Annotated in this window: 11 protein-coding genes and 2 pseudogenes; 6 read left to right on the top strand and 7 right to left on the bottom strand. The window is 71.6% G+C overall.

Going from position 1 to position 12,792, the window contains the following annotated elements; genetic code table 11:
* Both ACWDZ4_RS32885 and rarD read left to right on the top strand, forming a co-directional pair.
* A pseudogene (locus tag ACWDZ4_RS32885) lies at positions 1-141 on the top strand (2-oxoacid:ferredoxin oxidoreductase subunit beta); the annotation flags it as partial.
* Between the two features lie 254 nt (positions 142-395).
* The gene (gene rarD / locus ACWDZ4_RS32880; protein ID WP_451512045.1) at positions 396-1,439 is read left to right on the top strand and encodes an EamA family transporter RarD; all 1,044 of its coding nucleotides are present in this window, start codon (positions 396-398) and stop codon (positions 1,437-1,439) included.
* A gap of 155 nt (positions 1,440-1,594) precedes the next feature.
* Here rarD and ACWDZ4_RS32875 read toward each other — a convergent pair whose 3' ends face one another.
* A complete protein-coding gene (locus ACWDZ4_RS32875; protein WP_451512044.1) occupies positions 1,595-3,043 on the bottom strand; it encodes an MFS transporter in 1,449 nt (482 codons plus the stop codon).
* 90 nt (positions 3,044-3,133) lie between these two features.
* On the opposite strand from ACWDZ4_RS32875, the gene ACWDZ4_RS32870 reads away from it, so the two are divergent.
* Complete coding sequence (locus ACWDZ4_RS32870) at positions 3,134-3,649, top strand: winged helix-turn-helix transcriptional regulator (RefSeq protein ID WP_451512043.1); 516 nt, start codon at positions 3,134-3,136, stop codon at positions 3,647-3,649.
* Between the two features lie 67 nt (positions 3,650-3,716).
* Here the strand turns inward: ACWDZ4_RS32870 and ACWDZ4_RS32865 are convergent, their stop codons facing one another.
* Positions 3,717-4,349, bottom strand: coding sequence for a CGNR zinc finger domain-containing protein (locus ACWDZ4_RS32865; RefSeq protein ID WP_451512048.1), 633 nt, complete (start codon positions 4,347-4,349; stop codon positions 3,717-3,719).
* Between the two features lie 25 nt (positions 4,350-4,374).
* On the opposite strand from ACWDZ4_RS32865, the gene ACWDZ4_RS32860 reads away from it, so the two are divergent.
* Together ACWDZ4_RS32860 and ACWDZ4_RS32855 are read left to right on the top strand one after the other, a co-directional pair.
* Positions 4,375-4,824, top strand: a complete 450-nt coding sequence (locus ACWDZ4_RS32860; RefSeq protein WP_451512042.1) for a VOC family protein — start codon at positions 4,375-4,377, stop codon at positions 4,822-4,824.
* A 231-nt stretch (positions 4,825-5,055) separates the two neighbouring features.
* A complete protein-coding gene (locus ACWDZ4_RS32855) occupies positions 5,056-6,378 on the top strand; it encodes a M28 family metallopeptidase (RefSeq protein ID WP_451512041.1) in 1,323 nt (440 codons plus the stop codon).
* 214 nt (positions 6,379-6,592) lie between these two features.
* Here ACWDZ4_RS32855 and ACWDZ4_RS32850 read toward each other — a convergent pair whose 3' ends face one another.
* From ACWDZ4_RS32850 to ACWDZ4_RS32835, 4 genes are all read right to left on the bottom strand, one after another.
* Positions 6,593-7,483 carry an ABC transporter permease gene (locus ACWDZ4_RS32850; protein WP_451512040.1) on the bottom strand — a complete coding sequence of 297 codons (891 nt, stop codon included), beginning with the start codon at positions 7,481-7,483 and terminating at the stop codon, positions 6,593-6,595.
* Positions 7,470-8,432, bottom strand: a complete 963-nt coding sequence (locus ACWDZ4_RS32845) for an ATP-binding cassette domain-containing protein (protein ID WP_451512039.1) — start codon at positions 8,430-8,432, stop codon at positions 7,470-7,472. The genes ACWDZ4_RS32850 and ACWDZ4_RS32845 overlap by 14 nt, the downstream gene beginning before the upstream one ends.
* 38 nt (positions 8,433-8,470) lie before the next feature.
* A complete protein-coding gene (locus ACWDZ4_RS32840) occupies positions 8,471-9,739 on the bottom strand; it encodes a LolA family protein (protein WP_451512038.1) in 1,269 nt (422 codons plus the stop codon).
* A gap of 238 nt (positions 9,740-9,977) precedes the next feature.
* On the bottom strand, positions 9,978-10,988 hold the full coding sequence (locus tag ACWDZ4_RS32835) for a polyprenyl synthetase family protein (RefSeq protein ID WP_451512037.1): 1,011 nt from the start codon (positions 10,986-10,988) through the stop codon (positions 9,978-9,980).
* 286 nt (positions 10,989-11,274) lie between these two features.
* Here ACWDZ4_RS32835 and ACWDZ4_RS32830 point away from each other — a divergent pair.
* A pseudogene (locus tag ACWDZ4_RS32830) lies at positions 11,275-11,457 on the top strand (hypothetical protein); the annotation flags it as partial.
* 102 nt (positions 11,458-11,559) lie between these two features.
* Here ACWDZ4_RS32830 and ACWDZ4_RS32825 read toward each other — a convergent pair.
* On the bottom strand, positions 11,560-12,774 hold the full coding sequence (locus ACWDZ4_RS32825; RefSeq protein WP_451512036.1) for an FAD-dependent oxidoreductase: 1,215 nt from the start codon (positions 12,772-12,774) through the stop codon (positions 11,560-11,562).
* Positions 12,775-12,792: the final 18 nt, after the last annotated feature.

Genomic DNA, 12,792 nt, shown 5'->3' with positions numbered 1-12,792 from the left:
ATCGGCGTCCTGCGCAGCACCACCCGCCCCGTCTACGACACCCTCATGGCCGACCAACTCGACACCGCCACCGAACAGAACGGCAAAGGCGACCTCGCGGCGCTGCTGGCGGGCAACGACACGTGGACGGTCGTCGGCTGACGTCACCGCGCGCCGGTGGGTGAGAGGGGCGCCCGGTCCTGAAGGACCGGGCGCCCCTCTTTCGTGCCCGCGCGCGCCCGTCGGCCCCGCGCGCCGGTCTGTTCGTGTCCCGTGCGCCGGTCTCTTCGTGCCCGCGCGCCGGTGTTCCGTGTCCCGCGCGCCGGATGTCATGACCGTACGGAGATACGGGCATGACATCCGGGCCGGGTCGGCGCTACCTTCAGCAGGATGATGTGCGCGGGTCGGGAGGGCGAGTGAAGTCGGTCAACGAACAGCGGTCGGGGTTGCTGTACGGCATTGGCGCCTACGGGATGTGGGGGCTCGTCCCCCTCTTCTGGCCGCTCCTCAAGCCCGCCGGCGCGATGGAGATCCTGGCCCACCGCATGGTCTGGTCCCTCGCCGTCGTCGGCGTGGTGCTGGTGGTGGTACGCCGGTGGGCATGGGTCGGGGAGCTCGTCCGTCAGCCCCGGAGGCTGGGGCTGATAGCCGTCGCCGCGACCGTCATCACCGTCAACTGGGGTCTCTACATCTGGTCCGTCAACAACGGCCAGGTCGTCGAGGCTTCGCTCGGATACTTCATCAATCCGCTGGTCACCATCGCCATGGGTGTCCTGCTGCTGAAGGAACGGCTGCGGCCCGTGCAGTGGACGGCGGTCGGGGTGGGCTTCGCGGCGGTGCTGGTACTGGCTGTCGGGTACGGGCGACCGCCCTGGATCTCCCTGGTCCTGGCGTTCTCGTTCGCGACGTACGGCCTGGTCAAGAAGAAGGTCAACCTCGGCGGCGTGGAGTCACTGGCCGCCGAGACCGCCGTCCAGTTCCTCCCCGCGCTGGGTTACCTGCTCTGGATCGGGTCGCACGGGGACGCGACCTTCGGCACGGAGGGGCTGGGGCACGCGGGGCTGCTCGCCACCACCGGCATCGTGACCGCCGTCCCGCTGGTCTGCTTCGGTGCGGCGGCGATCCGGGTGCCGTTGTCGACGCTGGGGCTGTTGCAGTACCTCGCGCCGGTCTTCCAGTTCGGGCTTGGTGTCGTGTACTTCCACGAGGCGATGCCGCCGGAGCGCTGGGCCGGCTTCTCGCTGGTGTGGGCGGCGCTGGCGCTGCTGACGTGGGACGCGCTGCGTGCGGCGCGGCGGGGGCGGGCGGAGGCGGTACGGCTGGCCGCGATAGCGGCGACTGCCGCCGCGGCGCCGGCCGCTGCGCCGGCCGCGGGCGCGGGTGGGGCTGCGGGCGCGGGTGGCACGTTGGGCTCCGCGTCCGAGCCGGCGTCGGCGTCGGCGTCCAAGCCCGTGCCTTAGGGGAGCGCCCCCGCGGGGGCGCTCCCCTCCCCCGCCCCCTCCCGAAACCGGGGCTCCGCCCCAGACCCCGCTCCTCAATCGCCGGAGGGGCTCCAAAGGAGCCCCTCCGGGTGCCTGGAACAGGTGGCTGGGAACAGGTGGCTGGCCCCGGGCGCCTATCCCACCGGTACAGCCCCCGGTTGCGCGTCGGCCGGCCGGGACGCCTCCAGCGGCGTCCGCCCACCACGCCCGCCGCTTCCGCCCCGCAGGCCGAATGCCGTGATCACCGCGCCCGCGACGACCATCACCGCGGGCACCGCCAGCGCGGCCCGGAACGCGCTGAGGGTGGATTCCGGGGAGCCGTCGCCGCCCGCCGCCACCAGGCCGTACACCGCCGTCACCGCCGAGATCCCGACGGCGGATCCGAACTGCGTCGCGGTGGCGAGCAGTCCGCTCGCCACCCCCTGCTCCTTCTCTCCGATGCCGTCCGTCGCCGCGATCGTCAGCGGCCCGTACGCCAGCGCGAACGCCGTGCCCGTCAGGAACAGCGCCGGCAGCATCACGGTGTACGACCAGTCGAGGCCGACCGGCAGGAACAGCGTGTACGACACGATCGCCAGCACGAATCCGCCGAAGATCACCCGGGCGTTGCCGAACCGGTCGACCAGGCGCGGGGTCAGCGTCGGTGCGAGGACCGCGTCGACGCCCATCACGACCAGGGCCAGCGCCGTCTCCAGGGACGACCAGCCACGCAGTTCCTGGAGGTAGAGCGTGACCATGAACTGGAAGCCGAAGAAGGAGCCGACGAAGAGCAGCGCGCCCAGGTCGGCGCGGACCATCGACGCCTGGCGCAGGATGCCGAGCCGTACGAGCGGGGCGGCCGAGCGGCGCTCGACCGTCACGAACACCGTCACGAGCAGCAGCCCGGCGGCCACCACGGTGGCCGTCAGCCGCCAGCCGTCGAAGCCGTGCTCCAGCCGTACGATCCCGTACACCAGCAGCAGCATCGCCCCGGCGGCCGTCGCCGCGCCGGCCAGGTCGAAGGCCCCGCTGCGGCGGGCCGGCCGGATCTCCGCCGGGAGCAGCCGCAGTGCCGCGGTCAGGATGAGGCCGCCCAGCAGGACCGGGGCGAAGAACACCCACCGCCAGCCGAGCTGGGTCAGCAGCCCGCCGATGACCAGGCCGAGCGAGAAGCCGCCCGCGGCCGTGCCGGCGAAGACGAGCAGGGCCTTGTTGCGCTCCGGGCCCTCCTCGTACGAGGTGGTGATGATCGACATCGCGGCCGGAGTCATGAAGGCCGCGGCCACGCCGGTCACGAAGCGGGCGGCGATCAGCATCCAGCCCTCGGTGGCGAACCCGCCGAGCGTGGAGAAGCCGAGGAAGACCGCGAGCCAGGTCAGGAACATCCGCCGCCTGCCGAGCAGGTCGGCCGCGCGGCCGCCGAGCAGGGTGAATCCGGCGTATCCGAGGACGTAGGCGCTCATCACCCAGGCCGCGGTGGCAGTCGGCAACTCCAGGTCGGATCTGATGGAGGGCACGGCGACCGACAGCATGGCGACGTCGATGCCTTCGAGGAAGATGGTGCCGCAGAGTACGAGCAGCAGTGCCCAGGCGCGTCGGGTCATGGGTAAGGGCCTTCCGTATCAGGTCAGTTATCGGGATGCCGGTCGGTTCCCTCTTGTAACCACTGGCATCCTGCGGCAGCATCACGACGTATGGAAGAAGGCACTTTGAAGTCACCGAGTAACTGCGAAGTCACCGACTCCCAGGGGGTGTACGGCGACACCGACCCCTTCCAGTGGGACACCCGCGAGGACTGCGAGGTCCGCCAGATCCTCGACCGCGTCGCCGACAAGTGGTCGCTGCTGGTCATCGCGCTGCTCGACAACCACGTACTGCGCTTCACCGAACTGCGGCGCAGGATCGACGGCATCAGCCAGCGCATGCTGACGGTGACGCTGCGCCAGCTGGAGCGCGACGGGCTGGTCAAGCGGACGGTGCACCCGGTGGTTCCGCCGCGTGTGGAGTACGAACTGACGCCGCTCGGCGCGACGTTGCACACCACGATCCGCTCCTTGGTGACCTGGACCGAGAAGCACCAGAACGAGATCGCGGCGGCCCGCGCCGACTATGACGCCCGTACGGCGGCCGGGGAGGCAACGACGGAGGCGGCGGAAGCGGATGCGGATGCGGCGGAGAAAGCTCCTGCCGCTGCGGCTTCCGCCCGCTGACTCCAGCTCAACTCCCGTTATTCGGGGGCCACTGGCCGCAGCGCCGCGGCGCCGCGCGAGGCGTCCCTCAGCCGTCCGCCGGGGCAGCGCCCTCGCTGCGGCGGGCGCGGTGGGCGCGCACCTTGTTACGGTTTCCGCAGCGTTCCATCGCGCACCAGCGGCGGCGGCCGGGGCGCGAGGTGTCGACGAACAGCAGACAGCAGTCGTGCGAGCCGCATGCGCGGATGCGGTGGGCGTACGGTCCGGTGAACAGGTCGACCGCGTCGCGCGCCACCGTCGACAGCAACCGGTCCCCGGTCGCGCCCGGCGCCCACGCGCGCACGGCGCCCGCTCCCGCGACCACGTCGATACGGGCGGCCAGCGGCTCCCCCGCCGCCCGCTCGTTGACCACGTCGAGGTCGGCGGCGGCCAGGGCGCGGCCGTGGGCGCGGTCGGCGGCCAGCCGGTGGAGCGCGTCGCGCAGGGTGCGCGCGTCCGACAGCTCGCCTTCGCTCACGGCCAGGTCGAGCCCGGCCGGCAGTCGGCTCTGCTCCGCCCATCGCACCAGGTCGATGGGGGTGCGCAGCGCTTCGTACCGGGCGAGCGGCCCGGGGCCGCCGGTCGGCAGCAGTTCGAGGCAGAGGGCGCCCGCGTCGAAGAGATACGGACGGCCCTGCGGCGTACGCAGGGTCAGTCCGGGCGTTTCCGTTGCGCGCTCCATCACGTAACCACTATAACCGGTTACCATGACACTGCACTGGAAGCTCGTCGTCGACGCCAACGACCCGCACGCCCAGGCCGACTTCTGGGCCGCGGCCCTCGGCTACGAGGTGGAGGACAACAGCGCCCTGATCGAGCGCCTCATCGGTTTCGGCGCCGTAGCGCCCGACGCGACGGTGGAATTCCACGGCCGCCGCGCCTTTCGCGATCTGGTCGCCGTCCGGCATCCGGACGACCCGTACGACAAGGACACGGGGACGGGGCTCGGCCGCCGGATCCTCTTCCAGCGCGTACCGGAGACGAAGACGGTCAAGAACCGGCTGCACATCGACGTGCACGCCGAGCCGGGTACGCGGGAGACCGAAACCGCCCGCCTGGAGGCGTTCGGCGCGGCCGTCGCCCACCGCGTGAAGGAGCCCGGGGGCGAATGGGTGGTCATGACGGATCCCGAGGGAAACGAGTTCTGCGTGCAGTGAGGCGGCTTCCGCGCCACTCACACCGTCCGGCATCCGAACAGCGGTGACCGGTTTCCGCTCTTGACGGTGGGTCAGTCCCTCGCTGAACATTCAGCACGCGCAGCCACGCACCGCCACGCACGGCCCACGCACAACCGATGCACCATCAGCTCCAATGCCCCGCGCCGCCGCACGCGTCGCGGGGCGTCTCGCACGTTCCGTCTGTCCCCGTACGGAATCCGGAGCCCCCACATGAACCTCTCCAGCACCGCCGGACGCACCGCCGCGACCGTCGCCCTCGCCCTCACCGGCCTGGTCGCCGCCACCGCGCCCGCCGCGTCCGCCACCACCACCGCTACCCCGTCCGCGGCACTTGCCGCCCCCGACATACCCCTCGCCAACGTCAAGGCGCACCTCACCCAGCTCCAGTCGATAGCCACCTCCAACGGAGGCAACCGCGCACACGGCCGCCCCGGCTACAAGGCATCCGTCGACTACCTGAAGGCCAAGCTGGACGCCGCCGGATTCACCACCTCCGTCACGACGTTCACCTCCGGCGGCGCGACCGGCTACAACCTCATCGCCGACTGGCCGGGCGGCGACCCCAACCAGGTCCTGATGGCCGGCGCACACCTCGACTCGGTCGCCTCGGGCCCCGGCATCAACGACAACGGATCCGGTTCCGCCGCCGTCCTGGAGACCGCCCTCGCCGTCTCCCGCGCCCAGCTCAAGCCCGCGAAGCATCTGCGGTTCGGCTGGTGGGGCGCGGAGGAGCTGGGGCTCGTCGGATCCAAGGCGTACGTCAACAGCCTTCCCGCCACCGAGCGTTCGAAGTTCTCCGGCTACCTCAACTTCGACATGATCGGCTCGCCGAACCCCGGCTACTTCGTCTACGACGACGACCCGGTCATCGAGAAGACCTTCAAGGACTACTACACGGGCCTCGGCGTCCCGACCGAGATCGAGACCGAGGGCGACGGCCGCTCCGACCACGCCAACTTCAAGAACGTGGGCATACCGGTCGGCGGTCTCTTCACCGGCGCGAGCCGTACGAAGACGAGCGCCCAGGCCCAGAAGTGGGGCGGCACCGCCGGGACGGCCTTCGACCGCTGCTACCACTCCTCCTGCGACACCACGGCGAACATCAACGACACCGCCCTGGACCGCAACAGCGACGCGATCGCCCACGCCGTCTGGACGCTGGGCGCCGGACCCACCACCCCGCCCGGCGACGTGTACGAGAACACCGCCGACGTCACCGTCCCGGACAACGGCGCGGCCGTCACCTCGTCCGTCGCCGTCTCGGGCCGCACGGGCAATGCCCCGGCCACCCTCCAGGTGGGGGTGGACATCAAGCACACCTGGCGCGGTGACCTGGTCGTCGACCTCGTCGCGCCCGACGGGACGGCGTACCGGCTGAAGAGCTCCAGCAGCAGCGACTCGGCCGACAACGTGATCACCACCTACACGGTGGACGCGTCGAGCGAGCCGGCCAACGGCACCTGGAAGCTCAGGGCCCAGGACATCGCCGCGCAGGACACCGGCTACATCGACAGCTGGAAGCTCACCTTCTGACAACTGGCCGCCGACATCTGGCATCTGGCATCTGGCAGGTGCCGGTAGCACGGATCAGCGCCACGGCCCGGCCCTGATCGGGCCGGGCCTTCGCCGCACCACCGTCATCCGCCATTCGGCTTCCGTACGGAGGCCTTCGCCCCCGGACTCACCAACGTCCAGGCAACGAACCTGCCGAAGCGGACCGACGCCGCCCTCGTGCCCAGGGGGCGGCTCAGGCCGTGATGTCCTTCGTCGTGAAGCGCGCCCAGGCCGCGGAGCCGAACACCGCCGCGTACAGCGCCTGGAGTCCGAGGTTGTCCAGCACCTCGTCCCAGTAGAGCGGCTCGCGCAGCAGGTCCGTGAAGGACAGCCAGTGGTGCGTGAAGAGATACGGATGGACCACGGCCAGCTGCGGGATCGTGTCCAGGATCTGCACCGTGATCAGCAGTCCGACCGTCGTCGCCATCGCCGCGACGCCGCTGTTGGTGAGGGTCGAGACGAACAGGCCGATCGCCGCGAGCCCGACCAGCGAGGCCGCCACGACCACCGCGATCAGCACGGCCCGTACCAGCCCGTCCCCGAAGCCGATCCGCGTGCCCGAGATGGTGGTGACTTCGCCCAGTGGGAAGAGCAGGGCCCCGGTGACCAGCGCGGACACGGCCACGACCAGGGTCGCGACCAGGCAGAAGACCATCGTGGACGCGAACTTGGCGAGCAGCAGCCGGGTACGTCCGGCCGGGGCGACCAGCAGATAGCGCAGCGTGCCCGCGTTCGCCTCGCCCGCCACCGCGTCGCCCGCGACGACGCCGACGGCCATCGGCAGGAAGACCGGCAGGGTCGCGGCGAGCGCGGCGAAGACGAGGAAGAGACCGTTGTTGGTGATCTGCGTGAGGAAGGCCGGTCCTGCGCCGCCCCCTCCGCCGCCGGCCGACGAGCCGTCGCTCGTCTCGATCTTCACGGCGATGCCGATCAGTACGGGTACGGCGGCCAGCACCGCCAGCAGCGCGAGCGTGCGCCAGCGCCGGAAGGTGGTGGTCAGCTCGGACCGCAGGAGCCCGAGCGTCCACAGCGGGCTGCGGGCCCGCGGGCTCTCCTGCCGGACCGTCGTCTCAGCCCGCGACATCGAAACCCTCCCCCGTCAGCGCCACGAACGCGTCCTCCAGCGAGGCCCGTTCGACGCCGAAGGACCTCACCCGCACATCGGCCCGCACGAGTGCGGTGTTGAGGTCCGCCAGGTCCACGTCCCCCGGCGGCAGTTCTCCGGTCACCCGGTCCTCCGTGACCGTCAGACCGGTGACACCCAGCTCCTTGAGCACCCGTGCCGCGTCCGCCGCGTCCGGTGTGGTGACGGCGAGCCGCCCGCGCGCACCGGCCGCCAGCTCGGCGACCGGGCCCTGGACGATCAGCCGCCCCCGGGCCATCACCGCCGCGTGCGTGCACACCTGCTCGATCTCGTCGAGCAGGTGCGAGGAGAGGAAGACCGTCGTGCCGTCCGCCGCCAGCTCCCGCACCAGCGAACGGATCTCGCGCATGCCCTGCGGGTCGAGGCCGTTCGTCGGCTCGTCGAGCACGAGCAGCCGGCGCGGCCGGAGCAGCGCGGACGCGAGCCCGAGCCGCTGCTTCATTCCCAGCGAGTACGCCTTGGCCTTCTTGCTCCCCGCGGCCGTCAGGCCCACCCGGTCGAGCGCCGCCGCGACCCGTGCCCGGCGGGTGCGCGGATCGGCCGCCGGGTCGGCGGAGTCGTAACGGATCAGGTTGTCGCGGCCCGACAGGAACCCGTACAGCGCGGGCCCCTCGATGAGCGCGCCCACCTCGGGCAGCACGCTGCGGGCGGCGCGCGGCACGGGTCTGCCCAGCAGGGTCGCCGTACCGGACGTCGGCTCGATCAGGCCCATCAGCATCCGGATGGTGGTCGTCTTCCCCGAGCCGTTGGGCCCGAGGAAGCCGAAGACACTGCCGGCGGGGACGGTGAGATCGAGGCCGTCGACGGCGAGCTGCCCGCCGCGGAAACGCTTGGTGAGCCCCCGTGTGTCGATCACGGCCTCACTGTTCACGGCGGACAGCTCCTCCATCCCGGCTCCGCCTTGTCCGCCTTACTTCCTCTCCTCGCTCACTTGGCCGCGTCGGCGGCCCGGACCAGTGCGTCCTTGGTGACCGCGCCGACGTACACCTTGCCGTCGTCCGTCATCAGGGCGTTGACGAGGCGGGTCTCGAAGACCGTGCCCGAGCCGAACTCACCGGACACCTTGTCGCCCAGCGCGTCCATGAACTGCTCGGCCTCCGGCGGCACGTCGCCCTTCTCCGGTGCCTTGAAGCCGGCGTCGTCGCCCGCCGCGCCGCCGGGGGACGAGATCTCGGCGACCGAGGTCCAGCCCTCGCCGACGACGTTCAGCCCCTCGAAGTCCTTCAGGCCCTCCTCGCCCTTGAAGTCCTTCTTGAAGTCCTTCTCCTGGGCCTTCAGCTCGTCGTCGCCCTCGGTCACCTTCGTGCCCTTGGGCGGGGTGAACGTGAAGGTGTCCGCGGACGGCTTCCCGAAGTCGACCTTCGTGAAGCCCACGTCGATCGCGGCCTTGCCGCCGCTGCTCGGTGTGAGCGTGAACTTGAGCGGTACGCCGTTCTCCGCGTCGACCGCGACCCGGACGGACCCGATCGTCGAACCGGACTGCTCGGGCCTGATGAGCAGCTGGTACGCGTCCCGGCCGGCGACCTGCGTCGTACCGTCGACCGTCACCGCGGTGGTGTCGTCCGCGGCCTTCAGCGCCTCCTCGGCGAGCCCCTTCGGCGTCGTCGGGACCCCCTCGGGAAGCTTCTCCTGCTTGCCGGAGTCCCTGGCCGAGTCCTTGCCCGAGTCCTTGGCCGAGTCCCTGGCGTCCGCGGGCGCCTTGGTGTGGAATGCCTCGTTCGAGGCACTGTCGTACGCCCAGACCTCGCCGGCGTTGTGCATCAGGCTGTACTCCGCGGCGTCGTCCAGGACCGACACCCGCTGCTTGTCCGGGCCGTCGGCCGCGACGCGCAGCGTGTGCGTGCCGGAAGCGAGTTCCATCAGCTTGGCCTGCGGATCGGCCGACGAGCCCTCGCCCCCGCCCTGGGGCGCCAGGCTGCCCGCGATGCCGTCCAGGGAGGGGATGCCCAGGTCGGTGCTGATCTTCACGGTGCCGGAGAGGTGCTGCGTGTCCGACGCCGCTATCTTCTCGACCAGTTGCTGAGCGGTGATCTTCGGCAGGTCGGGGTCGCCGGAATCGGCGAGCGCCGGGACCAGCCCGATGGTCGCCGCCGCCACCCCCGCCACCGCGACCGGGACGATGTAACGCGCGGCCTTCCGGCGTCCGGCGGCGAAGTTCCCGCCGTCGGTGGTCTGTGCGCTGTCGTTCGGTGCCATGTGTGCTCTACCTCCGTGGTTGGCGGCCGTCGTCACTGCACTCGTCCACCCCGCGCCGCCATTCTCACCCGAACCGGTGGGGAGTGGTGGTTCCCATCCGACCAAAACGGCGGGCAGGAAGCGTCACCCCGCAGGATCAACTCCGTCTCCTGCTCCGGGATGACACAAGGCGCCGGCGCCTCCCCCGTCCGTCAGGGAAGGCGCCGGTCGGCCCTTGCGTGTATCGGCTGGCCAGTGACTAGCCGGCGCGGTGCACCACCGCGTCGCACAGCTCCTCCAGAGCCGACTTCGCGTAGCACTCGGGCAGCGGCGCCAGCGACGCCCTCGCCCCCTCGGCGTACCGGATGGTGTCGCGGCGCGCCTGCTCCAGGGCCGGGTGCGCGCGCAGCCGCCGCAGCACCTCGGCGAGCAGGGCGTCGTCGCTGAGGTCCCCGTCGAGCAGCTCGCACAGCTCGACGTCGTCCGGACGCCCGTGCTCGGCGGCCTGCGCGCGCAGCAGCAGCACCGGCAGCGTGGGGATGCCCTCGCGCAGGTCCGTGCCCGGCGTCTTCCCGGACTCGTGGCTGTCGCTCGCGATGTCGAGTACGTCGTCCGCCAACTGGAAGGCGGTGCCCAGGCGCTCGCCGTACTGGGTGAGGATGTCGACGACGCTCTCGTCGGCGCCCGCCATCATCGCGCCGAAGCGCCCCGAGACCGCGATCAGCGAGCCGGTCTTGCCCGCGATGACGTCCAGGTAGTGCCCGACCGGCTCCTGGCCCTCGCGCGGTCCTGCCGTCTCCAGGATCTGGCCGGTGACGAGGCGCTCGAACGCCTCCGCCTGGATGCGTACGGCTTCGGGCCCGAGGTCCGCCAGGATGTGCGAAGCACGCGCGAAGAGGAAGTCGCCGGTGAGGACCGCGACCGAGTTGCCCCAGCGGGTGTTGGCGCTGGGGACTCCGCGGCGTACGTCCGCCTCGTCCATGACGTCGTCGTGGTACAGCGTCGCCAGGTGGGTCAGCTCGACGACCACCGCGGAGGGCACGATGCCCGGCGCTTGGGGGTCGCCGAACTGGGCGGCCAGCATGACCAGCAGTGGCCGGAACCGCTTGCCCCCTGCCCGGATCAGATGCTGTGCGGCCTCCGTGATGAACGGAACCTCGCTCTTGGTGGCGTCGAGAAGCCCTTCCTCGACGGCTGCCAAGCCGGTCTGGACATCGGTCTCAAGAGCCTGGTCCCGCACGCTCAGTCCGAACGGCCCGACGACGGTCACGAGGGTTACTCCTGTCTGCTGACGATCACACGGATTGTCGATGTGTCGCTGTCTTCACTCAAGTCAGCGTATCCGGTCGGCTTTCGATCACAGTGAGCGCCTTCCCGTCACCCGCACGCAGCCCGAGAGACCCCGGTATGTCCTTGCTCGCCTGGTACGGCCAGGAGTAAGCATTTTGTCCCGCACCGTGTCCGACACCCGGCCCGACGAGCCCACCGAGCCGCCGCCCGAGGACGACCACGCCTTCTTCGGCCAGCCGCGGACCCTGATGATCCCGTCCGGCCTGTCGGACGGGCGGATCCGGCTGCACCGCCCCGTCCTGGGCTGGGACGTGGAGATCACCACGCGCTCCGAGATCACGTGCGACACGGCGGACTTCATCACGTCCGACGAGGTGACGTGCCGGGAGGCGGGCGAAACGGTGTTCCACCGGACGTGGGAGAAGCGGATCCCGCGCGTGACGGGCTGACGCCCCCGGCCGACCGGCGCTCGAGGACACGTCCGCAGGGCGTCCCGGGACCCGGGGGCCTGCCCCCGGTGCGGGAAAGGGCGGGCAGGGGAACAGCCCGCGTCAGCGGAGCGACACCGCCCGCGCCAGCCGCGGCGACGCGTACTCCGTACCGCACACGAACCGCATGACCGGCCCGAACGACGCCGCGGCCGGCAGCCCCGTGAAGTAAAGCCCCGGCACCGAGGACCCGTACCCCGCGTCCAGCCGCGGCGCCCCCCGCGTCACCGCCAGCGCCGTCCGCACCCCGGGCCCGAGGAACCCCAGCGCGGCCACGTCCGTCCGGTAGCCGGTCGCGGCCATCACGTGGTCGGCGGACAGCTCGCGCTGCGCCCCCTGGCCGCCGCTCAGGGTCAGCACCGGCCTGCCGTCCTCGACCCGCGCCCGGACGATGCGCCGGCCGTCCGTGACCCGCACACCCGCCGCCAGGAAGCGGTCCCGCAGCCACCACGCGCCGAGCGGACCGAGCACCCGCCGCACCAGGTAGTGGCGGGCGGGCGCGGGAAGCCGGCGTACGTGCGTCGCGTGGTAGGTGAGCCCGTACAAGGACCACGCCCGCCCGAACGGCGTCTCGGGCCGCAGCCGCGACTGCCGGTCCGGCGCGTCCCCGAAAGCCACCGCGCCCCGCCCGCGCGCCACGATCCGCACCGACGCCGCGCCCGCCTCGGCCATCAGCACGGCGTTCTCCAGCGCCGACTGCCCGGCGCCGACGACGATCACGTCCTGCCCGGCGAAGCGGGACAGGTCCCGGTGGAGCCCGGCGTGCGAGAAGGGCCCGGTCGCCGAAGGGCCGCCCGGCACCGCCGCCGCCAGCTCGCGCGGCAGCCGGGCCAGCCCCGACAGCCCCGTCGCCACCACCACGGCCCGCGCCTCGAACTGCTCGCCCGAGTCGAGCTTCAGCTCGAAGCCGTCACCTCCCGCACCTCCCGCCGCACGGTCGACGGAGACCACCCGCACCTGCTCCAGGCCCGGCACCAGCTTGTCGGCGAACCACTGCCCGTACCGCGCGAAGGTCTCGACCGGCACCAGGTCCCAGTCCGACTCGTAGCGCCGCTCCCCGGTCTGCGCACAGAAGTCGATCAGGTCGTGGCCCGGCTGCGGAGCATCGATGCTGGACGCCACCGGTGTCGACTTGAGCAGCATCCCGGCGGGCATGTGCTCGCGCCAGCTCACCATGGGCGAGCCGAAGACACGGACCGCGATGCCGCGTGCCCGCAGGTGGGCGGCGGTGGACAGGCCGTACGGCCCGGCCCCGACGACTGCTACCGGACGGATCATCCGAAGTCCCCTCCCCAG

Source organism: Streptomyces sp. NPDC003016 (genome assembly GCF_053591455.1).
The sequence above is the reverse complement of the archived record's forward strand: the minus strand, read 5'-3'. Positions and strand labels throughout refer to the sequence as shown.

Coding starts and splice junctions, on each gene's coding strand:
- ACWDZ4_RS32850 (WP_451512040.1), bottom strand. CDS start 7,483: ATGTCGCGGGCTGAGACGACGGTCCGGCAGGAGAGCCCGCGGGCCCGC.
- ACWDZ4_RS32865 (WP_451512048.1), bottom strand. CDS start 4,349: ATGGAGCGCGCAACGGAAACGCCCGGACTGACCCTGCGTACGCCGCAG.
- ACWDZ4_RS32870 (WP_451512043.1), top strand. CDS start 3,134: ATGGAAGAAGGCACTTTGAAGTCACCGAGTAACTGCGAAGTCACCGAC.
- ACWDZ4_RS32855 (WP_451512041.1), top strand. CDS start 5,056: ATGAACCTCTCCAGCACCGCCGGACGCACCGCCGCGACCGTCGCCCTC.
- ACWDZ4_RS32825 (WP_451512036.1), bottom strand. CDS start 12,774: ATGATCCGTCCGGTAGCAGTCGTCGGGGCCGGGCCGTACGGCCTGTCC.
- ACWDZ4_RS32860 (WP_451512042.1), top strand. CDS start 4,375: ATGACACTGCACTGGAAGCTCGTCGTCGACGCCAACGACCCGCACGCC.
- ACWDZ4_RS32840 (WP_451512038.1), bottom strand. CDS start 9,739: ATGGCACCGAACGACAGCGCACAGACCACCGACGGCGGGAACTTCGCC.
- ACWDZ4_RS32875 (WP_451512044.1), bottom strand. CDS start 3,043: ATGACCCGACGCGCCTGGGCACTGCTGCTCGTACTCTGCGGCACCATC.
- ACWDZ4_RS32845 (WP_451512039.1), bottom strand. CDS start 8,432: ATGGAGGAGCTGTCCGCCGTGAACAGTGAGGCCGTGATCGACACACGG.